Genomic DNA, 21319 nt, shown 5'->3' with positions numbered 1-21319 from the left:
GCGATAGTTGCCAAATAAGCTGGTGTCGTCCCGGACAAGCGTAGCGAAGCGGAGCGCCGATCCGGGACCCATAACCACAGGGAGCGGTCGTGTGACGGGCTGGTAACTCCGAGTCTTCGCCAAACTCCGCCCTGTGGTTATGGGTCCCGGGTCTGCGCTTCGCTTGCCCGGGACGACACCGATGTTGGGACCCCCGCATTGACTCCCCCTCCGAGGTTAGCGAAAAGCGCGGCCGTGACGATCGCTCCCGACATCTCTGCGAAGCCAGACGGCGCCGAACGCCGGCTCATCCTCATTGCCGTGCTCGTCATCGCCGCGATGACGGTGCTGCGCATCGTCTACGCCTCGGCGATCGAGCTGCGCACCGACGAGGCCTATTACTGGACCTGGTCGAAGGAGGGCGCGCTCAGCTTTCTCGATCATCCCCCCATGATCGCCTGGCTGATCCGCTTCGGCACCGCTATCTTCGGCGACACCGCGCTCGGCGTGCGCTTCGGCGGCATCGTCGCGATGCTGGTGACACAGCTGCTGCTCGCCGACATCGTCCGCCGTCTCACCCATGATGCGCGCGCGATCGTGTTCGCGGTGCTGATGCCGGAAGCCGCGCTCTATTACGGCCTGCTGATGGCCAAGGTCGCGCCCGACGTCGCCATGATCCCGTTCGCGGTGGCGATGATGTGGTCGCTGGTGCGGCTGGCGCAAAGCGGCGATGGACGCTGGTGGCTCGCGGCCGGACTGTTCGCCGGGCTGTCGCTGCTGTCGAAATTCACAGCGATCATGTTCGCGCCGGCGGTTGCGGCGTTCCTGCTGGTGCCGGATTGGCGCTGGCGCTGGCTGCGCAGCCCGTATCCTTACCTAGCGGCGCTGATCGCCATCGCCGTGTTCTCGCCGGTCTTGATCTGGAACGCGCAGCACGATTGGGCCTCGTTCCGTTTCCAGGGCGTGCGCGCCACCACCAATTACGGCATCTCGCTGCGCACGGTCGGCGACTACATCGGCCTGCAATTCGGTCTCGTCGGCTTCGTCATGCTGCCGGTGGTGCTGACGGGCCTCGCGATGACGGCGTGGCGCGGCTATCGCACGCGGGAGCCGGTCGCGATCCTGCTGTCGACCGCGGTGCTGGTGCCGTTCCTCTATTTCCTCGTGAAGTCGATGACGCTCCGGGTCGGCGATACCTGGCCGATGTTCATGTGGCCGGTCGGCTTCGCCGGTGCCGCCGTCAACCTCGCCGCCCTGTCGCGCGAGGGGTGGTCGGCAAGGCTGATCCGGTCGAGCGTGTTCTGGCTCAACACGGCGGTCGTCTCGGGCATCGCCTTCGTCGTCATTGTGTTCCTGTATTACCTCGCAGCGCCCTGGAATCTGCTCGGCAAGATCGACCCGATCGGCGCCGAGGCGGGCTACGAGCAGGTCGCCGCGCGCGCGCAGGCCGCGCTGGACGAGACCGGCGCAACCTGGATTGCCACCACGGACTACCGCACCTACGCCATGATGCGCTGGCTGTTCCGCGGCCGCGTGCCCGTCATCGAGATCAACGAGCGCGGCCGCTTCCAGGATTTCCGCGATCCCGGCATGGATCGGATCAGGGGCCATGCCGGCATCTATGTCGGCCGCGAGCCGGACAATCGCGCGCCGGTGTGGGATTCGATCCCCGCGCAGCGCCAGCCGCTCGGCGAAGTCGAACGCCGCTGGCGCGGCGTTCTCACGGATACCTATGTGATTGAAAAGCTCACCGGCTGGACCCCGGAGCTGTCCCCGCCGAAGGATTCGCCGCTGTTTTGGTGGAAAGTGCTGGCCTTCCTTTCCCTCTCCCCGCTTGCGGGGAGAGGGGTGGGGTGAGGGGGAGTCTCCGCGGGAACGGTGACAGTTGGTTTCGTGGAGACTCCCCCTCACCCGGAATTCAAGCTGTGCTTGAATTCCGGCCTCTCCCCGCGGGCGGGGAGAGGCGAAGCGCGCTACTCCTCCTCGTCCTTCTTCCGCAGCAGATCCGTCGCGAGGTCCGACAGTTTTGGCGGCGGCAGGGCTGCGAACGGCAGCGGGCGTGTCACGTCGATCGCGGCGAGGCCCAGCCTCGCCGTCAAGAGCCCGTTCAGCACGCCTTCGCCCAGCCGCTGCGACAGCTTCGCCGCAATGCCGTGCCCGAGCATCTGCTGCACCAGGCTGTCGCTCGCGGCCATGCCGCCGGTGATGGCGAGGTGGGCGATGACGTGGCGGAGCAGGCGGATCATGCCGAGCGCGCCGGGGCGGCCGCCATAGAGGAAAGCGAGCTGGCGGATCAGTCGCAACGCGGCGACGAACACGAACAGCACGTCGATCGCCGCGCGGGGCGAGACCGCAGTCACGATCGAGACCTTTTGCGCCGCCGATGACACCAGCCGCCGCGCCTCCGCGTCCAGCGGCGACATCAATTCGCGCTCGGCGAGGCGGATCATGTCGGCGCCATCGATGATCTCGCCGGTGTGGCTCTCCAGCGTGGCGCGGGCGCGCGCCAGCTGCGGATTCTGGTGCGCGATCTTGATGAGATCCTGCACGATGACGCGGCTTTCCTTGCGATCGTCGCTGGCAAGCACCGCGGCCGCGCGCTGATGCAGCTTTTCGATGGTTGCAAGGCGCGCGAGCCCGAACGCCTCGCGCCCGATCACCACTGCAAGCGCGAGCGCGGTGACGAACGCGAAGGCAAGGCCAACGAAGCCGAGGCTTTCGCTGCGCGCAAACAGATCCTCGATCAGATGCACCACGCCGAGCCCGGTGCCGAGCAGCGTCAGCCCGGCAAGGCCGGACCAGAACAGCGTGCCCCAGGGAAAGCCGCGCCGCGCCGGACGTGCTGCCTCGATCGGCACCGGAAACGTCGATGGATCAGGCTCCGGCGTGATCTGGATGGTGGCGCGGCCGAGCCGGCTGGTGTCGTCGGCTTCGGTGACGATGACGCCGGGATCGTCGAGCCGGAACGTCGCCGGGCGCCGCTGCTGGGATCGATCGTTCATGCGAGCTTGTCTCCGATCAGGAACTGCAGGGCACGGTCGAGGCGGATGTGTGGCAGCGCGGGCTCGCTCGTGCCTTCGTGCTCGAGCTTGGGCGGGCGGAAGCGCAGGAAGCGGAAATCGCTCTTCTCCGCTGCCTCTGTGGCGAGGCCGCGGAACGCATCCCTGCCGTCGAACAGCGGTTCGGGATCGAGCGGCAGGTCGCCCGGAAAGGTCGCGACTTCCGTGTTGCCGTCGAAGAACTCGCCGTTGGCGCTTTCGCCCGCGGCCGGTGTTCCCAGGATCGAGGGCAATTTGTCGCGGCCATGCGCGACCTGTGCCTCTCGCGTGGCGCGCACCGCGGCAAGCGCGACGACATCGATCGCAGCGCCTGTATTTTCTGCCCGAGCCACGGCGCGGGTCACGGCGCGGCGCAGCACCGCCTCGAGCCGGTCGTGGCTGGAATGATGCAGATGGTCCGCCTTGGTCGCCGCGAACAGGATGCGGTCGATGCGCGGCCGGAACAGGCTGGAGAGGATGGTGCTGCGGCCGATGTTGAAGCAGTCGAGAATGCCGGCCAGTGCCGCTTCGAGATCGTGCAGCGCCTCGGGGCCGGAATTGAATGCGGCGAGCGCGTCGGCCAGCACGATCTGGCGATCGAGCCGCGCGAAATGATCGCGAAAGAACGGCCGCACCACGACGTCCTTGTAGGCCTCGTAGCGGCGCACCATCATCGCCCACAGCGATCCCTCGCCCGCCTGACCGCCAACGGGTACGTCGAGCGGCGCAAAGGTCAGCGCCGGCGTGTCGGCGAGATTGCCAGGCATCAGGAAGCGGCCGGGCGGCAGCAGGCTCATCGCGAACTGCTCGTCGCGGCAGGCGCGCAAGTAATTGGTGAAGAGCTTTGCCGCCGTCAGCGTCGCCTGCTCGTCCTCGCGTGCTTCGGGCTTGAGTGTAGCAAGATGGGCGTGCCAGTCCGCGGCCAGATGCGCACGCGGCGCGTCGCGCGACAGCGCCAGGCTTTCGGCGGACCATTGCTCGTAGCTCTTCTGCAGCAGCGGCAGGTCGAGCAGCCATTCACCGGGGTAGTCGACGATGTCGAGGGTCAGCGTGCGGTCGGCGCCGTTCGGGCGCTGGTAGTCGATGACGAGGCGCAGCTCGCTGATATCGACCGTCGAGTTCGGCCAGCGCCGCTCCTCGATCAGCGCGCGCAGATGGTTCTCATAGGCAAAGCGCGGCACGGCATCGTCGGGCTGCGGCGCCAGATGCGCCCGCGCGATCCGGCCCGAGGCATAGGCCTCGAACACCGGAAACCGCCCGCCGCGAGTGAGGCCATGGATCAGCGCCGTGATGAATACGGTCTTACCGGCGCGCGACAGGCCCGTGACGCCGAGCCGTACCGTCGGGTTGAAGAAGTGCTCGCCATAGTCGATCAGCGCCCGGGCCGACAGGCGCGCCTCCTCGACCATATCCTGGAAACTGAATGCCATATGAACGTTGAGGGAGCTCGGGCGAGGGATACGCAAAATGGACTAATCACAAAAAGTGGCAACTGCCTGAGGAAAATCAAGCTTTCATACTTCTACCGCCTTTATCGGCAAATCAGCCGTTTGAACGACGTGCCGGCCCCGAAAGACCGATACAAGAGGGCATTGCCTCAAGCTTTCCTGGATTGCCATGACCGTCTTCCAATTGAAACAGTTCGCATCCACCTCCGTCCACGCCGCAGCCGACGTGATCGGCTGGAACTACGATCGCGCCGAGATGATCGCCGACGGAATCATCCACGCGATCGGCGTCCTCGCCGGCCTCATCGCCGCGACCGTGCTGGTGGTGCTGACGGCGATCTATGCGACCGCGATCGACATCGTCGGCGTCTCGATCTACGTCGCCGGCCTGCTCTCGATGCTGGTGCTGTCGGCGACCTATAATCTCTGGCCGGTCTCGCCGGCCAAATGGCTGCTGCGGCGGTTCGACCATTCCGCGATCTACCTGCTGATCGCCGCGACCTACACGCCGTTCATCCTGGAAGTGAAGGACAGCGTGTTCGCGCTCGTGCTCCTTGCCGGCGTCTGGTGCGTCGCCATCCTCGGCATCGTGCTCAAGCTGTTTTACCCCGGCCGGTTCGACCGCGTCTCGGTCGGCATCTATCTCGCCATGGGCTGGAGCGGCCTCATGCTCTACGACGCGGTGGTCCAGGCGCTGCCTGCGCTGGTGCTGGGTTTCATCCTCGCGGGCGGCCTGCTCTACAGTTTCGGCGTGATCTTCCACGCCTGGCGGCGGCTGCGCTTCCAGAACGCGATCTGGCACGGCTTTGTCTTGGCCGGCGCGGCATGCCATTATACCGCGGTGCTCGACCTCGTGTTGAGCTGAGCAGGATCCGCGACGCGGAATAAGCGGCGCGGTATAAGCGGTACAAGACAAGAGGAGACGTCGCATGCAGGTGACCGGCAAGGTCGTGGTTGTCACGGGCGGCGCAAACGGCATCGGCAAGGCGCTGTGCGAGGCCTTTCACAAAGCGGGTGCCGCCAAGGTCGTCGTCGCCGACATGGATGCCGGCAATGCAAGGGCGGTCGCGGCCACGGTCAATGGCGCGGCGTTCAAATGCGACGTCGCGCAGGAAAAGGACATCACGCACGTCATCGAGGAGACCGAGCGGCAGTTCGGCCCCATTGATCTCTTCTGCTCCAATGCCGGCATCGGCGGCGGTTTCGATCCGATGTCGGAAAATGCCGGCGGCGCCTCCGACGAGCCGTGGCAGCGCAGCTGGGCGATCCATGTCATGGCCCATGTCTATGCCGCGCGGCATCTGATCCCCCGCATGAAGGCGCGCGGCGGCGGCTATTTCCTCAACACCATCTCGGCCGCGGGCCTCTTGTCGCAGGTCGGTAGCCCGGCTTATTCGACGACAAAACACGCCGCGGTCGGCTTTGCCGAGAACCTCGCGATCTCGCACAAGGCGCACAACATCAAGGTCTCGATCCTCTGCCCGCAGGGCGTCGACACCAACATGCTGCGCTCGATCCCCAAGGGCCCGCAATCCGGCGACGGCGATCTCACGCCCGAGCAGGTGGCGCGGGACGTGCTCGCCGGCCTCGAGCAGGAGACATTCCTGATCCTGCCGCACCCCCAGGTGCTCGGCTACATGCGCAAGAAGACCGAGAATTACGACCGCTGGATCGGCGGCATGGCGAAGATCCAGGCCAAGATGCGGGAGGAGTTCGGGAAGTAGCCGACCGGGCGTTTGACGCACGACTCGAACCAAATACTCGCAGTCGTCCCCGCGAACGCGGGGACCCATAACCACAGGGAGAAATTTGGCGAGGGCTGGTAGTTTCTCTTTCGCGCGGTACTGACCCCTCGGCTTTACCGATAGATCACGCGGTATGGGTCCCCGCGTTCGCGGGGACGACAGCGGTGGTTATGCGACCGTCTCCGCCTCACCCTCCACCCGGCTCGCCCGCAGCGCCCGCGCGTAGAGCATCATCCCCTCGCGCACGGTGCGCTGCTCCGCCACCGTCAACGCCGCCAGCGCGCCGCTTACCTGCTGCCGGCCGAATGCGTGCAGCGCCTCCAGCGTGCGCCGTCCCTTCGGCGTCAGTGACAGCAGCTTGCTGCGGGCATCCGTCTCATCCGGCGTCTCCCGCAGCTCCCCGCAGTCGATCAGCTTGCGCACCAGGCGGCTGACGCTGGATTTCTCCAGCCGCAGGAAATCGCCGAGCTCGCCTGAATTCATCGGGCCGCGGATGCCGATCTCCAGAATGGTATGGACCGCCGACGGCGGATAGTCCGAGGCCGCCACCGTCGCATCCATGAAGCCGAGCTCCCGCACCATCAACCGCGAGGCGGCGCGGATGTCGTCGATCAGCGAAAGCTCGGCCATCTTGACTCCCTGCATATAGTTGTATCATACAACTATATGCACGCAACGAAGCGTGCAAGCGTTTTGGAGTGTGCCATGAGCGGAACTTTGCCATCGGGAATGCGGATGCGAGGCAAGGTCTGCCTCGTGACAGGTGGCGGCAGCGGCATCGGCCGCGCCACGGCCTTGCGGATGGCCTCCGAAGGCGCGGAAGCGATCCTTGTCGCGGGCCGGCGCGAGGCCGAGATCGATGCGACCGCCGCGGCGTGCCGCGAACTCGGTGTAGAAGCGATCCCCCTCAAGACCGACATCACGAAAGAAGAGGACGTCGCGCGGCTGGTCCGTGCGGCCATCGAGCGCTGCGGCCGGCTCGACGTCGCCTTCAACAATGCCGGTTTTCAGGAGCGCCGCGCGCCGCTGGAAGAGCAGGGCACCGACATCTACGACAGCGTGTTCGACACCAATGTCCGCGCGCTGTTTTTGTGCCTGCGCCATCAACTGCCGGCGATGCTAAAGCAGGGGCGTGGCAGCATCGTGGTCAATGCCTCGGTCAGCGGCGTGCGTAATCCCAATCCCGGCTTCTCGCTCTATTCGGCCTCGAAGGCCGCCGCGATCTCGCTGACGCGCTCTGCGGCGATGGAGAACGCACCGCGCGGCATTCGCATCAACGCCATCGCGCCCGGCCGCGTCGTCACCGACATGATGCTGCGCGCCGGCGTCGGCGATGTCGCAACGGTCAGCGCAGGCCTGCCGCTGCGGCGGATGGGCAATCCGGAGGAAGTCGCGGAGGCCGTGGTGTGGCTGTCGTCAGATGCGTCATCCTATGTCGTCGGGCACGTGCTGGCGGCGGACGGGGGATTTTTGGCGTCGTGATGGGCGGAGCGGTCGTGCCAAATATTCAGTGTCGGCCCCGCGAACGCGGGGACCCATAACCACAGGGAGGACTTTGGCGAAGACAGGTAGTTGTTCTATCCTGCGGTATTAACACCTGCGCTTATCGATAGATCACGCGGTATGGGTCCCTGCGTTCGCAGGGACGACAAAGCTAATGCTTCTGCCCGTACAGCACCGGCACCGCGGAATCCACGATCACCTCGACAAGGCTCGTGCCTTCATGCGCCATCCCGCGCTTCAGCGCCTCGCCGAGCTCCGCGGCCTTGCTCACCCGCACCGCGTGGCAGCCCATGCCTTCGGTAAGCCGCACGAAATCGATCCCCGGCAGCTCCAGCCCGGGCACGTTGCGGACCTGCATCACCTGGCTGAACGAGCGCATCGCGCCGTAGCCGGAATTGTTGATGACGACGACGGTCAGCGGCAACTTGCGCTGCGCCGCGGTCCAGAGTGCCTGGATCGAATACATCGCCGAGCCGTCGCCGATCAGGCAGACGGTCCGCTGCTTCGGCTTGCCCAGCGCCATGCCGACGGCGGCGGGTAGCGAATAGCCGAGGCCGCCGCTCGCCATGGTGTAAAAACTGTCCTGCCCGCGCATCGGCAGGAATTTCTGCATCGCCGGCCGGTGCGAGGGCACTTCCTCGACCAGCGAGGCGCCATCTGGCATTGCCTGCGACAGCGAGTGCAGCAGGAACTCCACCGGTAGCGGATCGGCGGCCTGCGGTGCCGGCGGCAGCGTGCGGCCCTTCGGCGTCGGCCGCTTGCTCTCGGGGAGCATGTCGAGCAGCAGGCTCAGCGCCGGCTTCATCGTCGCGATGATGCTGGTGCCGACCGGCGTCACCGCCGCCGCATCGGGATCATCAGTGATCTGGAAGATCGTCGCGCCACCGTCGAAGATCGCGGCATGGCCCTCGACATGGAAGGTGAACACCGGCGCGCCGATCACGACGACGAGGTCGTGCTCGCGCAGCGCATCGGAGAGCTGCGCCGGCGAGGCGTGCAGGAAGCCCGCGAATTGCGGATGCCGCTCGGGAAACGAGCAGCGCGCCGAGAACGGGCTGACCCAGACGCTGGCCTTGGCCTTCTCGGCCACGCGGACCATCAGGTCGACGGCGCCGGCGCGGTCGACACCGGGGCCGACCACGAGGGCAGGGTGCTTTGCCGAGCCGAGCGCCGCGACAAGTGCCTTCATGGCGTCAGGCTCGGGGCCGGTCTCGCGGCTGACCTTGCGCGCCTCGACCGGCGCGCAGGCATGGGCCCAGTCGTCGATCGGGATGACACGAAGGTCGGCCCGCACGGCGGCTGCATCGCGGTGTAATAGGCCCGCGCGATCGCGGCCGGCACGTCCTCGGGCCGCGCCGGCTCGACGCTGTATTTGACGTAAGGCCGCGGAAATTCCGAGGCGCGCTCGGCGTAGAGAAACGCTTGCAGCGGCAGGATCGAGCGGGCCTGCTGGCCCGCGGTGATCACGAGCGGGGTCTGGTTGCGATGCGCAGTGTAGATGTTGCCGAGCGCGTTGCCGACGCCGGCCGCCGAATGCAGATTGACGAAGCCGGCATTGCGCGTCGCCTGCGCGTAGCCGTCGGCCATACCGACCGCGGAGGCTTCCTGCAGCGCCAGCACATAATCGATGTCGTCGGGCCAGTCGCTCAGGAACGGCAGCTCGGTCGAGCCGGGATTGCCGAACACCTTTTTGATGCCGAAGGAGCGCAGCAGGTCGAGCGTCGCCTGCTTCACGGTGACGGACTTGCTGCCGGTCTTGCCGTTCTTGGACATTGTTTCCGTCCCTATCAATTCCTCATCCTGAGGAGCGCGGAACGCGCGTCTCGAAGGATGAAGGCCCGGCTGGTGGCCTCGCCCTTCGAGACGCGCGCGAAGGGCGCGCTCCTCAGGGTGAGGGTCTAACTTCCTACATCGCCGCTATATTCGCAATGACGAGGAGAGCGTTACCACACCGCCGTGCCCTTCATCGTCGGCTGCCCTTCCGCATTCGCGGTCCAAAGCTCCATGTTCTCGCTGTTGTCGTTGGCGTTGATCGAGAACTCGGTCCCCTCGAACAGCGGCTGCAGGCCGCGATAGGTAAACTTCTTCGGCGCTTTGCCGCCACGCAGCTTCGCCGCCATCTCGATGATCAGCGCGGCCTGCAAGGGCCCGTGGAAGATCAGGCCCGGATAACCCTCGACCTTGGTGACGTAATCGCGGTCGTAATGGATGCGGTGGCCGTTGAAGGTCAGTGCGGAATAGCGGAACAGCAGCACGGGATCGGACACATGCGTCTCGCGGTGCTGCGCCTTCGGCGGCGGAGGCGGCGCCTTGGCGCTCGCCGGCGCGCTGCTCGTCATCTCGCGATAGACGATGTCCTGCCGCTCGCGGATGGCGGTGCCGCGTGGGGAGGAGATGCTGTGCTCGACCGAGACGAAGCACAGCGTGCCGGTCGAGCCCGTTTTCACCTGCACATCGGCAATGCGCGAGGTCCGCGTCGATTCATCGCCGACCTGTAGTGGCTGCAAGAACTCGATCTCGCCGCCGGCCCACATCCGGCGCGGCAGCGGCACCGGCGGCAGGAAGCCGCCGCGGGTGGGGTGGCCGTCGGGCCCGAGCATCGACATCGGAAACACCGGCTGCGCCAGGCACCAATGCACCGTAAACGGTGCGGCGTCACCCTTTTGGGGCTCGCCGACCTCCTGGAACAGCGTCGCGCGCAGGCCCTTCACGAGTTGCGCGGTGACGATGTCGGTCGCCTCCGTGCTGCGGCCGATCCATTGCCGCAAGTGGTCGATGTCGAGCTTCTCGGTCATGACGCCTCGCCCTGTTACTTCTTCTGGGGATTTTCGCCGATCGCGGGCACGGCGCCGTAAGCGCGGGTCTCGCCGACGATGATCGGCGCCGGCGCGGGATAGCTGACGCGGCCGTTCGGCGTGTCGACCTCGATGCGGCGCAGATGCGGATGGGTGGTGAGGTCGGCCATGGTGTTGACCTCGGCAAAGGCGATGTCGGCGTCCGACAGCCGCTTGAGCAGCTCGTTGCGCGTCAGGCTGCCGAAACTGTCCGCGACCGTCTTGTCGGTGAAGTCGCGGTTGCGCACGCGCTCGACGCCGTTGGCGACGCGGGGATCGGCCGGAAGATCCGGCTGATCCAGCACCTTTACGCACAGCGTCTTCCACTCGCGCTCGCTCTGGATCGAGATCAGGATGTCCTTGCCGTCCTTCGAGGTGAACACGCCGTAGGGCGCGATCGAGGGATGGCGCAGGCCCATGCGCTTGGGCGGATTGCCGGCTTCGGAGTTGAGCAGCGGCACAGTGCACCAGTCTGCCATCACGTCGAACATGGAGATGCGGATGTCCGCACCTTTGCCGGTGCGCCCGCGCCCGATCAGCGCCTCCAAAATCGCCGCATGCGCGGTGGCGCCGGTCGCGACATCCACGATCGACATGCCGACGCGGGAGGCGCCATCGGGATTGCCGGTGATCGAGGCAAGGCCGCTCTCGGCCTGGATCAGGAGGTCATAGGCCTTGCGATGGGCGTAGGGGCCTTCGTCGCCGTAACCGGTGATCGTGCACGAGATCAGCTTTGGATAATCCTTCAGCAGCCGCTCGCGCGAAAAGCCGAGCTTGTCCATCGAGCCCGGCTTCAAGTTCTGGATCAGCACGTCCGCGCTCGCGATCAGCTTCTCCAACTCGGCGCAGCCTTCCTTCGTGGCGAGATCAACCACCGCCGATTGCTTGCCGCGGTTGAGCCACACAAAGTAGCTGCTCTGGCCCTTGGCCGCCGCGTCATAGCCGCGGGCGAAATCGCCCTCGGGCCGCTCGATCTTGATCACCTCCGCGCCGGCATCCGCCAGCCGTGACGAGCAGAACGGCGCCGCCACCGCCTGCTCGACCGCAATCACCCTGATCCCGTCAAGTGCTCCCATGGCGTGACCTCAGTACGAGCGCGGCATGCCGAGCACATGCTCGGCGACGAAGGACAGCACCAGGTTGGTCGAGATCGGCGCCACTTGATAAAGCCGCGTCTCGCGGAACTTGCGCTCGACGTCGTATTCCTCCGCGAAGCCGAAGCCGCCATGGGTCTGGATGCAGGCATTGGCCGCTTCCCAGGACGCATCGGCCGCGAGCATCTTGGCCATGTTGGCCTCCGCGCCGCAGTCGAGCCCGGCCTCGTATTTGCGCGTCGCTTCCTTCACCATCAGCTCGGCCGCGCGCATCGAGGCGTAGGCCTTGGCGATCGGGAACTGGATGCCTTGATTTTGGCCGATCGGACGGCCGAACACGCTGCGCTCCTTGGCATAGTTCGTGGCCTTGGCGATGAACCATTTGGCGTCGCCGACGCATTCGGCGGCGATCAGGATGCGCTCGGCATTCATGCCGGAGAGGATGTAGCGGAAACCCTTGCCTTCCTCGCCGATCAGATTCTCCGCCGGCACCTTCATGTCGGTAAAGAACACTTCGGTAGTGGCGTGGTTCATCATGGTGCGGATCGGGCGGATCTCGAGGCCATTGTTCTTGGCCTCGCGCATGTCGACGATGAACACGGACAGGCCATCGGTGCGCTTCTTGACCTGCTCCTTCGGCGTGGTGCGCGCCAGCAGCACCATCAGATCGGAATGCTCGGCGCGGCTGGTCCAGATCTTCTGGCCGTTGACGATGTAGCTGTCGTTGCCTTCCTTGCGCGCAAAGGTCTTGAGCGAGGAGGTGTCGGTGCCGCTGGTCGGCTCGGTGACGCCGAACGCCTGTAGCCGCAATTCGCCGCTCGCGATCTTCGGCAGGTATTTTGCCTTCTGCTCGGCATTGCCGTGCCGCAGCACGGTGCCCATCGTGTACATCTGTGCATGGCAGCCGCCGCCGTTGCAGCCGGCGCGCTGGATCTCTTCCAGGATGGCTGCGGCCGCCGAAAGCTTCAGGCCCGCGCCGCCATATTCCTCGGGGATCAGCACCGAGAGATAGCCGGCCTCGGTCAGCGCATCGACGAAGGCCTTCGGGTAGGCCATCTCGCGATCGAGCTTGCGCCAATATTCGCCGGGAAACTGCGCGCAGAGCTTGGCGACGGCTTCGCGGATGTCGGCGTGATCCTCAAGGTGGTGTTCTTCACTCATGGCGTTTCCCATTGGTAGCGGCAGTCAAGATAACGCCGGCCGATCCTCTGGCGTTGTGAAAACATCGCCAGCCCCCTATGCTCATTTGCTATAGCGTATGGAGTAGCCTTCCAGGATTGGCAAGCATGGATTTCCGGCAGCTCAGGACCTTCAGTTGCGTGGCGGAGCTCGGCAGCCTCTCGAAGGCATCCGACACGCTGCGCGTGGCGCAGCCGGCGCTCTCCAGGCAGATCAAGCTCTTGGAACACGAGCTGCGCACCGAGCTGTTCACCCGCAACGGCCGCGGCATGGTGCTGACCGAGGCCGGTCATTTGTTGCTGGCGCGCACCTCCGGCATCGTGCGGCAACTTGACCAGATCCGCGACGACATCCAGTCGGCCAAGGGACCGCCGTCCGGGCAGGTCGTGCTCGGCCTGGTTCCGACCGTGAGCTGCGTGCTGTCGGCGCGCTTTGCGCGGCGCTGCGTCGAAAAATTCCCCGGCATCTCGCTGCGCATCGTCGAGAGCTACAGCGGCCATCTCGTCGAATGGCTGCATCGCGGCGAGATGGATCTCGCCATCCTCTATGGCCGCTCCGCCGATCTTCATCTCAACGTGCAGAGCCTGGGGCGCGACAACATCGTCGCGGTCGGCCCGCGCGGATGCGGGCTCGCGCGCAGGAAGAACGTCGACACTCGGCTGGCTGCTGCGCCAGCGCCTGGTGCTGCCCAGTCATTCCCATGGCCTCCGCGCGCTGATCGAGCACGGCCGCCGCCCAGCGCAAGATCAAGCTCGACGTCCAGCTCGAAGCAGATTCGTTCCGCGTGCTGACAAGCCTGGTCGAGGAAGGCCTCGGCTTCGCGCTGCTGCCGCCCTCGTCGGTCCACGGCGAGGTCGCTGACGGGCGGCTGGAAACCACCGCCGTCTCGAAGCCGATGACACGCGAGCTCATTTTCGCTTCTCCGATCGACCGCCCGGCCTCGACGGCCTCGCTGGCCGTCACCGCGCTCCTGCGCGAGGAGGTCGCCGCCTGCCGCAAGGAAGGCGTGTGGGACATCAAATTGAGTTGAATGCTTTCAATGCGGTTTAGGACACAAGTGCGCGCCCGGCCCTTCGCATATTGAGCGAGCTGTCATGCCGGAATTTTATAGCTGGGCTAGGGCCTGCTGAGTGTCAGGGACCGTGCGCTCTCTTCGCTCCACTCTCGGTGTCATTGCCCGCGAAAGCGGGCAATCCAGTATTCCAGAGGCCGGGCGGCTAGAACCGAGAGGCCGCGGCGTACTGGATGCCCCGCCTTCGCGGGGCATGACGGTTGGGCCTACCCCGGAATCCTCACCGGCAACGTCTCATAGCCCTTGATGAAGCTCGAATAGATCCGCTTGGGGTCGCCGACCACCTCGATGCGGTCGAAGCGCTTGAGCATCTCCTCCCAGACGATCCGCAGCTGGAGCTCGGCGAGGCGCATACCGACGCAGCGGTGGATGCCGAAGCCGAAGGAGAGATGCGTGCGCGGGCGCGGGCGGTCGATGATGAAATCGTTCGGCCTCTCGAACATCTCCTCGTCGCGGTTGCCCGATACGTACCACATCACGACGCGGTCGCCCTTTCTGATGTGCTTGCCGCCGATCTCGGTGTCTTGCAAAGCCGTGCGCCGCATATGTGCGAGCGGCGTCTGCCAGCGGATCACCTCGGGCACCATGGAATCGATCAGCGCGGGATTTTCGCGCAGCTTGTCGTACTGGTCGGGGTTCTCGTTCAGCGCCAGCACCGAGCCGGTCATGGTGTTGCGCGTGGTGTCGTTGCCGCCGACGATGAGCAGGATGATGTTGCCCATGAGGTTGTCGGGGTCCATGAAGCGCGTGGCGTCGTTGTGCGCCATCAGCGACAGCAGATCGTTGCGCGGCGCCGAGTTGACGCGCTCGTTCCAGAGCTTGGACATGTAGGCGTAGCACTCGTCCATCTCGCGGCGGCGCTCCTCGGCCGAGGCGACGATGCCGCTCTTGGGCAGCGCGGTCGAGACGTCGGACCAGCGCGTCAGCTTGCGCCGCTCCTCCCAGGGGAAATCGAACAGCGTCGCCAGCATCTGCGTCGTCAGCTCGATCGAGACGCGCTCGACGAAGTTGAAGGTCTCGTTGCGGGGCAGATTGTCCAGCACGGTTTGCGAGCGCTGCCGGATCAGCTTGGTCAGCTCGTCCAGATGGGTCGGGGTGAACATCGGCGAGACCGTCTTGCGCTGCGCCGAATGGCGGGGCTGGTCCATCGCGATGAAGCTCGGCCAGTCATAGCCTTCCGGCACGTCGCGGATCGAAATGCCGCCGAGTGTCGAGTCCGAGGAGAAGATGCCGTGATTGGTGTCGACATGCATGATGTCGTTGTATTTCACCACCGACCAGTACGGATCGATCGGCGCATTGGTGCAGTAATGCACCGGCTCCTCCTTGCGCAGCCGCTCGAACCACGGCCACAGCGTGTCGTCCTGGAATAGCCTGGGCGCGCCGGGATGGAACTGAGCCAGCGGCGTCGCATAGGCCTCCTCGCGCGCCCTGCGCATGCGTTCGGCCCTGTCCACTTTAACCGGCGCTTGGATGTTCATGGTGGTAACTCCAGTGCTTCTCTTTCTTCGCCTCTCTCCCCGCCTGCGGGGAGAGGCCGGATTGCATCGAAGATGCAATCCGGGTGAGGGGGACTCTCCGCGAATCCGTCTCTCAGCGTGTTCGCGGAGAGAGCCCCTCACCCCGACCCTCTCCCGTAAGAACGGGGAGAGGGAGATTTTCTACGCCGCAATCTTCACCGGCAACGTCTCCAGTCCCTTCACGAAACTCGAATAGACCCGCCTGGGTTCGCCGACCACATCAATATGGTCGAAACGGCTAAGGATCTCTTCCCAAATAATCTTGAGCTGGAGTTCGGCAAGCCGCAATCCGACGCAGCGGTGGATGCCGAAGCCGAAGGACAGATGCGTGCGCGGGCGGGCGCGGTCGATGATGAAATCGTAGGGCTTTTCGATCGCCTCCTCGTCGCGGTTGCCCGAGACGTACCACATCACAACCTTGTCACCCTTCTTGATCTGCTTGCCGCGGAACTCGAAATCGGAGAGCGCGGTGCGTCGCATATGCGCGAGCGGCGTCTGCCAGCGGATCACCTCCGGCACGAAGCTGTCGAGCAGCGCGGGGTTTTCGCGCAGCTTGCGATACTGCTCCGGGTGCTGGCTCAACGCGAGAAGCGAGCCCGACATCGTGTTGCGCGTAGTGTCGTTGCCGCCGACGATCAACAAGACGAGATTGCCGAGGAAGTTCTTGGCATCCATGTCGCGGGTCGCCGCGCCATGCGCCATCATCGACAGGAGGTCGCTCTTCGGCGGCTGCTCGATGCGCTCCTTCCAGAGGCGGGAGAAATAGGCCGCGCATTCCGTCAGCTCGGCCTGCCGTTCGTCCTCGGTCGCGACGAGGCCGTCAGGCCCGGGAATGGTGGTGGCGATGTCGGACCAGCGCGTCAGCTTTCGGCGGTCTTCCCATGGGAAGTCGAACAGCACCGCGAGCATCTGTGTGGTGAGCTCGATCGAGACCTGGTCGACCCAGTCGAACACCTCGCCGCGCGGCAGATTGTCCAGGCATTCGGCCGAGCGTTTGCGGATGTTGATGGCGAGATTGTCCAGATGCGTCGGCGTGAACATCGGCGCCACGGTCTTGCGCTGCGCGGCATGGCGCGGCGGGTCCATCGAGATGAAGCTCTCGCGGCGCAGGTCGGGATCGATGTCGCGGATGGTGATGCCGCCGAGCGCCGAGGCCGAGGAGAACACCGAATGGTTGGTCTCGATCTCCATGATGTCGTTGTAGCGCGTCACCGACCAGTACGGCCCGAACATCGAGTCCTTGCAATAGTGCACGGGATCCTCGCGGCGCAGGCGGTCGAAATAGGGCCAGAACGTATCGGTCCTGAACAGCTCGGGATCGCCCGGATCGAACTGCTCCAGCGGCAGTGATGACGCGCGCTCGCGCAATGCGTCGAGCTTGGACGCGCTCTCCATGGTCCCATGCATGACTGGTCTCCCTGGCATTCCTCGCGCGCCTTTTTATGAATTCTGCGCTGCGGCATTTGATTTGCAATTACAGCCGGTTGTCTGCGCCGGAGCAAGGGAGAGTTTTGCCACATCCAACCTTTGCGAGAGGGATTGGGCGGATGTCACGTGGATGTGTCAACGTGATCTCCCGCACGCCGCTGCCCGCCGAATCCTGCGAGAACTCGACTGGAATCGAGGTAAATCGAACCCCGTCATCTTGGGGATCGACTAATCTTGTGATCTATAGTTTGGCCTTGCACCCCGAGGTTGTCGCCGTGAACGACATGCAATGGACCCCGATCGGGTCCGAACCCTTACCGCCGCCGCTGCCGCCGACGCGGGTCGATTTCACAGGCAATCGCACCGAGTTCCGGAAAATGGTCACCAAGGGTGCCATGCTGGAGCTCGTCACCTTCGGCTTCTACCGGTTCTGGCTGGTCACGGACATCCGCCGTCATCTGTGGTCGAACACCGCGATCGACGGCGACGCCGCCGAATACACCGGGCGGGGCAAGGAGCTTTTGATCGGCTTCCTGTTTGCACTCGCGATCCTGGTGCCGATCTATCTCGCCTATTTCCTCATCGGCATCGAGTTCGAGCGCTGGCAGGGCTTCGCCTCGACGCCGCTGTTCATCAGCTTCTACGCCTTCGGCCAGTTCGCGATCTTTCGCGCGCGGCGCTATCGGCTGACGCGCACGGTCTGGCGCGGCGTGCGGTTCTGGATGGACGGCTCGGGCTGGGCCTATTCGTTCCGCGCCATGGCGTGGGGCCTGCTGGTATTCCTCACGCTCGGCCTGGCGCTGCCCTGGCGCGAGGCTTCGCTCGAACGCTACAAGATGCGGCACACCCATTACGGCGATTTGCAAGGCGACTTCGAAGGCAACGGCTGGGAGTTCTTCAAGCGCGGCTGGTGGCTGTGGCTGCTCAGCCCGATCGCGCTCATCATCTTCCCGCTTGCCCCGTTCTTCTATGCCGAGTTCAAGGCGCGCGAATGGCGCTGGTGGCTGGACGGCATCCGCATCGGCGGCGTCAGCGTGTCCTCGGAGTTGCCGCACGATGCGTTCTACGGCCTCTACTGGAAAGTGATCGGCTGGTGGATGCTGCTCTCGACCATCTTCGGCTTCTACCTCGGCGGAGCCACCATGCTCCTCGTCAAGCTGAGCGGCCTGCCGCCCGAGCAGGCGTTCGGGCCCGACAATGCCACCAGGAGCATCCCGATGATGGTGGCAATGGTCATCGGCTATCTCGCGCTGGCGCTTGCGATCAACATCGTCATGCGGGTGTATCTGCAGCGCGACATCTGGGCCAAGGTGCTGGAAACCGTCGAGGTGCACAACATCGGCGCGGCCTCGGATGTGCGCGGCACCGGCGAGCTTGCCAGCGCCCTCGGCGAAGGCTTTGCCGACGGCCTCGATGTCGCGGGATTCTGATCTGTGAGTGAGCTGTCCACCGAGTCTCCGGCGCAGTCGGCAAAGCCGACCATCTTCTTCGACGGCGTATCGAGCCGCAGGCGGCAGGTGACGCTGGCGCTCGGCGATGCGCTCGAGATCGTCGAGGAGGGCGCAGCGCCGGTGCGCTGGGCCTATGCCGACATCCGCCGCGCCGACAGTCCGGCCGGCATCTTGCGGCTTTCCTGCACGACCGCGCCGCCGCTAGCGCGGCTCGAGGTCCGCGACGTCGCGCTGGCCACGCAGGTGATGGTCCGCTGTGCGCGGCTCGACGAGCACCAGACCTCGCGCCGCGGGCTGGCAAAAATCGTCGGCTGGTCGGTGGCCGCCGCCGTCTCCATCGTCTGCGTCGTGCTGTTCGGCGTGCCGCTCGCCGCCGACCGGCTCGCGCCGCTGGTGCCGAAGCCGATCGAACGCCGCATCGGCGATGCCTCGGAAGTCCAGGTGAAGACCATCTTCGGCCGCAGCGTCTGCGAAGACCCCGCGGGCAAGGCTGCGTTCACCAAGCTCGTCAACCGCCTGCGCGATGCCGCCGGCCTCGACGACGACGCCATGACCGCCGGCGTGCTGCCGACCCCGGTGCCGAATGCGTTCGCGCTGCCGGGCGGCAAGGTCTACGTGCTGAGGGGGCTGCTCGACAAGGCGCAAAACCCCGACGAGCTCGCCGGCATCCTCGCCCACGAGCTCGGCCATCTCAAGCATTACGACAACATGCGCGGGCTGATCTACAACGGCGGCACCTCGTTCCTGATCGGCCTCTTGTTCGGCGACGTCACCGGCTCGAGCGCCGTGATCTTCGCCTCGCGCAGCGTGGTCGAAGCCTCCTATTCGCGCGAGGCCGAGACCGGCGCCGACACCTTCGCGATCGAGATCATGCACAAGCTCGGTCGCTCGCCAAAGCCCGCGGCCGAGCTGATGTTCCGCATCACCGGCAAGGAAGGCGGCAGCGGCTTCACGATCCTCGCCAGCCACCCGCTGACCGAGGACCGCCTTGCCCGCATGACGAAAGAGGATCGCCCCGCCAGCGGCCCGCCGCTGCTGACGGACAAGGAATGGCAGGCGCTGAAAGGGATCTGCGGCAGCGGCAAGATCTGAGCTGCGCTGCCTAGCGCGTGCCGTAAGTGCGGTCGCCGGCGTCGCCGAGGCCCGGCAGGATGAAACCGTTCTCGTCGAGGCCTTCGTCGACTGCGGCGGTCCAGATCGGCACGTCCGGATGCAGTCCGCGCAGTCGCTCCAGTCCTTCCGGCGCTGCGATCAAGCAGGCGAGGCGGATATCCTTGGCGCCGCGTTCCTTCAGCCGGTCGACGGCGGCGACGGCCGTGTTGGCGGTGGCGACGACAGGCGTCACCACGATGGCGAGGCGCTCGCCGAGATCGGACGGCGATTTGAAGAAGTACTCGACGGCGGCAAAGCTGTGCGGCTCGCGATAGAGGCCGATATGGGCGACGCGCGCGGTCGGGACCAGGTCCATCATGCCGTCGACGAAGGTGGTGCCGGCGCGCAGCATCGGCACGAACACCAGCTTCTTGCCGGCGATCTTTGCCGAATGCATCGTCGCCATCGGCGTCTCGATCACGGTATCAGTGAGCGGCAAATCGCGCGTCACCTCGTAGCACAAGAGCATGCCGATCTCCTTGATCAGCTCGCGAAACGATTTGGTCGAGATCGATTTGTCCCGCACCAGCGTCAGCTTGTGCTGCACCAGCGGATGATCGACGATCGTGACGCCTTCCATGATCGTATGCTCCTGAAATTCATCAAGTGAGTGCGTGAGCGACAATAAGGGTCAGAAAACCGTGCCGTCGCTGATCACCTTGAGCGGCGGCGAACCATCTGGGCGGCGCGCAAACGCGATGGCCCGGCCCGCGGCCCAGCTGCCGCCTTCCAGAATGCTGGCGAGCGGCAAGGTCTCGGGCGGGCGGCCAAGTTTTGCGCGAACCAATTCGGCGAGCCGGTCGAGCAACGCGACGGTCAGCGCGCGCCACTCGACCACGAGCAGCGAATCCACCGCATGCGCACGCTCGGCATCGGCAGCGTCGCGCAGGCGCAACACCCCGTGATCGACGAACAGGCCGCCATTGCGGTACTCGGCAAGCCCGGTCAGGCCGTCGATGTCGGTGACATTAAATCCCGCGCGCTGGAGCGGCTCGATCAGCGAATAGCTCAGCCATTGCGACAGCTTGTGCAGCGGCACGAGGCCCGCGGTTGCGTCATCCGTCTTGAGCGCCGGGTGGCGCCAGCAGTCGCCGAGCGGGACGCCCGCGAGCTCGAGCCGCGATGGCCAGATCGGCCCGAGCTGGTTCAGCACCGCGGAGAGGATTGCGGGCGCGGCGACGGCACCGCCCTTTGCCTGCGCTGTGATGTGATCGAACAGGCCGCCGGGCCGCGGCGTGTCTTGCAGGCCGAAAATGTCCGCACGCTCGGCAACCAGCTTGCCCAGACGCCGCAGCAGATCGGTCCGTCCCTCAAGCCCGAGCAGCGGATTGGCATCGTTCACCTGGAACGCCGACGTGAGTGCCGGGAGCGGAAGTTGCGCCAGCACGCCCGCATCGGCCCTGAACGGCGCGCTGGCATTGCCGGAGAAGAGTCCGGCTGCAAACATGTCGAGGCTCGCGATCGCGAGCCCCTCGGACCGCCCGATGCTTTCCCCCGTCACCGCGTCACGATAGCGCCACGCAGCGCCCGCGCCGGCATCCAGCAGCACGCTGACGATGGCGAGATCGAACTCGGCGCGCGCCCGTGCCGCGCGATCCGGCCACGATGCGGCATCGGCGAGCCGCGCCCAGCGATCGACGCCGCCAAGCACGAAATGCCGCCAGCGCGCATGGAAGGGGACGTCCAGCGTCGGATAGGCTTTTCGCGTCACCGCAAGCACCGCCTCCGCAACGCCGTCCATGCGGTCGAGATCGATCGTGAAGTGGCTCAAGCCGCCGGCGAGGCCGGTCTCGAGCATCTGCCCGGCCCGCGCGCGCACCGCTGTCGCGGTGAGCAGCGAGCGGGCCTGTCGTTCCAAAGCGTCCGCCATCGCGCG

16 protein-coding genes and 2 pseudogenes are annotated in these 21319 nt (G+C 65.6%); 7 read left to right on the top strand and 11 right to left on the bottom strand.

Annotation, left to right across the window (positions count from 1 at the left end):
* Nucleotides 1-318 precede the first annotated feature (318 nt).
* Nucleotides 319-1836, top strand: a complete 1518-nt coding sequence (locus tag FOM02_RS41315; protein ID WP_051378617.1) for a glycosyltransferase family 39 protein — start codon at nt 319-321, stop codon at nt 1834-1836.
* Nucleotides 1837-1952: 116 nt separating this feature from the next.
* Here the strand turns inward: FOM02_RS41315 and FOM02_RS41310 are convergent, their stop codons facing one another.
* Nucleotides 1953-2981, bottom strand: coding sequence for a YcjF family protein (locus FOM02_RS41310; RefSeq protein WP_027563832.1), 1029 nt, complete (start codon nt 2979-2981; stop codon nt 1953-1955).
* Nucleotides 2978-4447: a YcjX family protein gene (locus FOM02_RS41305; RefSeq protein ID WP_027563833.1), complete on the bottom strand. Its 1470-nt coding sequence runs from the start codon at nt 4445-4447 to the stop codon at nt 2978-2980. The genes FOM02_RS41310 and FOM02_RS41305 overlap by 4 nt, the downstream gene beginning before the upstream one ends.
* A 187-nt stretch (nt 4448-4634) precedes the next feature.
* On the opposite strand from FOM02_RS41305, the gene trhA reads away from it, so the two are divergent.
* On the top strand, nt 4635-5330 hold the full coding sequence (trhA, locus tag FOM02_RS41300) for a PAQR family membrane homeostasis protein TrhA (protein WP_027563834.1): 696 nt from the start codon (nt 4635-4637) through the stop codon (nt 5328-5330).
* Nucleotides 5331-5394: 64 nt separating this feature from the next.
* A complete protein-coding gene (locus FOM02_RS41295; protein ID WP_027563835.1) occupies nt 5395-6189 on the top strand; it encodes an SDR family oxidoreductase in 795 nt (264 codons plus the stop codon).
* A 189-nt stretch (nt 6190-6378) separates the two neighbouring features.
* Here the strand turns inward: FOM02_RS41295 and FOM02_RS41290 are convergent, their stop codons facing one another.
* Nucleotides 6379-6840, bottom strand: a complete 462-nt coding sequence (locus FOM02_RS41290) for a MarR family winged helix-turn-helix transcriptional regulator (protein WP_084334926.1) — start codon at nt 6838-6840, stop codon at nt 6379-6381.
* Nucleotides 6841-6915: 75 nt separating this feature from the next.
* On the opposite strand from FOM02_RS41290, the gene FOM02_RS41285 reads away from it, so the two are divergent.
* Complete coding sequence (locus FOM02_RS41285) at nt 6916-7692, top strand: SDR family NAD(P)-dependent oxidoreductase (protein ID WP_027563836.1); 777 nt, start codon at nt 6916-6918, stop codon at nt 7690-7692.
* A gap of 172 nt (nt 7693-7864) precedes the next feature.
* Here the strand turns inward: FOM02_RS41285 and mdlC are convergent.
* From mdlC to FOM02_RS41265, 4 genes and pseudogenes are all read right to left on the bottom strand, one after another.
* Nucleotides 7865-9486 (bottom strand): annotated as a pseudogene (mdlC, locus tag FOM02_RS41280) (benzoylformate decarboxylase).
* 170 nt (nt 9487-9656) lie between these two features.
* The gene (locus tag FOM02_RS41275; protein WP_027563838.1) at nt 9657-10508 is read right to left on the bottom strand and encodes an FAS1-like dehydratase domain-containing protein; all 852 of its coding nucleotides are present in this window, start codon (nt 10506-10508) and stop codon (nt 9657-9659) included.
* A 14-nt stretch (nt 10509-10522) separates the two neighbouring features.
* Entirely contained in the window at nt 10523-11623 is a 1101-nt protein-coding gene (locus tag FOM02_RS41270) for a CaiB/BaiF CoA transferase family protein (protein WP_027563839.1), read from the bottom strand.
* 9 nt (nt 11624-11632) lie between these two features.
* Nucleotides 11633-12802 carry an acyl-CoA dehydrogenase family protein gene (locus tag FOM02_RS41265; RefSeq protein WP_027563840.1) on the bottom strand — a complete coding sequence of 390 codons (1170 nt, stop codon included), beginning with the start codon at nt 12800-12802 and terminating at the stop codon, nt 11633-11635.
* A 125-nt stretch (nt 12803-12927) separates the two neighbouring features.
* Here FOM02_RS41265 and FOM02_RS41260 point away from each other — a divergent pair.
* Nucleotides 12928-13850: pseudogene (locus FOM02_RS41260) on the top strand (LysR substrate-binding domain-containing protein).
* A 248-nt stretch (nt 13851-14098) separates the two neighbouring features.
* Here FOM02_RS41260 and FOM02_RS41250 read toward each other — a convergent pair.
* Both FOM02_RS41250 and FOM02_RS41245 read right to left on the bottom strand, forming a co-directional pair.
* Nucleotides 14099-15373 (bottom strand): cytochrome P450, encoded by a 1275-nt coding sequence (locus FOM02_RS41250; RefSeq protein WP_027563842.1) that lies wholly within the window; start codon nt 15371-15373, stop codon nt 14099-14101.
* Nucleotides 15374-15553: 180 nt separating this feature from the next.
* Entirely contained in the window at nt 15554-16819 is a 1266-nt protein-coding gene (locus tag FOM02_RS41245) for a cytochrome P450 (RefSeq protein WP_027563843.1), read from the bottom strand.
* Between the two features lie 305 nt (nt 16820-17124).
* Here FOM02_RS41245 and FOM02_RS41240 point away from each other — a divergent pair, with 305 nt between their 5' ends.
* A complete protein-coding gene (locus tag FOM02_RS41240; RefSeq protein WP_194483055.1) occupies nt 17125-18270 on the top strand; it encodes a YjgN family protein in 1146 nt (381 codons plus the stop codon).
* Between the two features lie 3 nt (nt 18271-18273).
* Nucleotides 18274-19383 carry a M48 family metallopeptidase gene (locus FOM02_RS41235; protein WP_027563845.1) on the top strand — a complete coding sequence of 370 codons (1110 nt, stop codon included), beginning with the start codon at nt 18274-18276 and terminating at the stop codon, nt 19381-19383.
* 10 nt (nt 19384-19393) lie between these two features.
* Here FOM02_RS41235 and upp read toward each other — a convergent pair whose 3' ends face one another.
* Together upp and FOM02_RS41225 are read right to left on the bottom strand one after the other, a co-directional pair.
* Complete coding sequence (gene upp / locus FOM02_RS41230) at nt 19394-20023, bottom strand: uracil phosphoribosyltransferase (protein WP_027563846.1); 630 nt, start codon at nt 20021-20023, stop codon at nt 19394-19396.
* A 51-nt stretch (nt 20024-20074) separates the two neighbouring features.
* Nucleotides 20075-21313, bottom strand: a complete 1239-nt coding sequence (locus FOM02_RS41225) for a URC4/urg3 family protein (RefSeq protein WP_027563847.1) — start codon at nt 21311-21313, stop codon at nt 20075-20077.
* Nucleotides 21314-21319: the final 6 nt, after the last annotated feature.

Origin of the sequence: Bradyrhizobium sp. SEMIA (genome assembly GCF_014844175.1) — a bacterium.
GTDB classification, from domain to species: Bacteria; Pseudomonadota; Alphaproteobacteria; order Rhizobiales; family Xanthobacteraceae; genus Bradyrhizobium; species Bradyrhizobium arachidis.
Note: the sequence above shows the minus strand (reverse complement) of the source record. Positions and strands in the feature narration are given on the sequence as shown.

Coding starts and splice junctions, on each gene's coding strand:
- FOM02_RS41305 (WP_027563833.1), bottom strand. CDS start 4,447: ATGGCATTCAGTTTCCAGGATATGGTCGAGGAGGCGCGCCTGTCGGCC.
- FOM02_RS41225 (WP_027563847.1), bottom strand. CDS start 21,313: ATGGCGGACGCTTTGGAACGACAGGCCCGCTCGCTGCTCACCGCGACA.
- trhA (WP_027563834.1), top strand. CDS start 4,635: ATGACCGTCTTCCAATTGAAACAGTTCGCATCCACCTCCGTCCACGCC.
- FOM02_RS41240 (WP_194483055.1), top strand. CDS start 17,125: ATGCAATGGACCCCGATCGGGTCCGAACCCTTACCGCCGCCGCTGCCG.
- FOM02_RS41265 (WP_027563840.1), bottom strand. CDS start 12,802: ATGAGTGAAGAACACCACCTTGAGGATCACGCCGACATCCGCGAAGCC.
- FOM02_RS41270 (WP_027563839.1), bottom strand. CDS start 11,623: ATGGGAGCACTTGACGGGATCAGGGTGATTGCGGTCGAGCAGGCGGTG.
- FOM02_RS41290 (WP_084334926.1), bottom strand. CDS start 6,840: ATGGCCGAGCTTTCGCTGATCGACGACATCCGCGCCGCCTCGCGGTTG.
- FOM02_RS41285 (WP_027563836.1), top strand. CDS start 6,916: ATGAGCGGAACTTTGCCATCGGGAATGCGGATGCGAGGCAAGGTCTGC.
- FOM02_RS41245 (WP_027563843.1), bottom strand. CDS start 16,819: ATGCATGGGACCATGGAGAGCGCGTCCAAGCTCGACGCATTGCGCGAG.
- FOM02_RS41250 (WP_027563842.1), bottom strand. CDS start 15,373: ATGAACATCCAAGCGCCGGTTAAAGTGGACAGGGCCGAACGCATGCGC.
- FOM02_RS41295 (WP_027563835.1), top strand. CDS start 5,395: ATGCAGGTGACCGGCAAGGTCGTGGTTGTCACGGGCGGCGCAAACGGC.
- FOM02_RS41310 (WP_027563832.1), bottom strand. CDS start 2,981: ATGAACGATCGATCCCAGCAGCGGCGCCCGGCGACGTTCCGGCTCGAC.
- upp (WP_027563846.1), bottom strand. CDS start 20,023: ATGGAAGGCGTCACGATCGTCGATCATCCGCTGGTGCAGCACAAGCTG.
- FOM02_RS41315 (WP_051378617.1), top strand. CDS start 319: ATGACGGTGCTGCGCATCGTCTACGCCTCGGCGATCGAGCTGCGCACC.
- FOM02_RS41275 (WP_027563838.1), bottom strand. CDS start 10,508: ATGACCGAGAAGCTCGACATCGACCACTTGCGGCAATGGATCGGCCGC.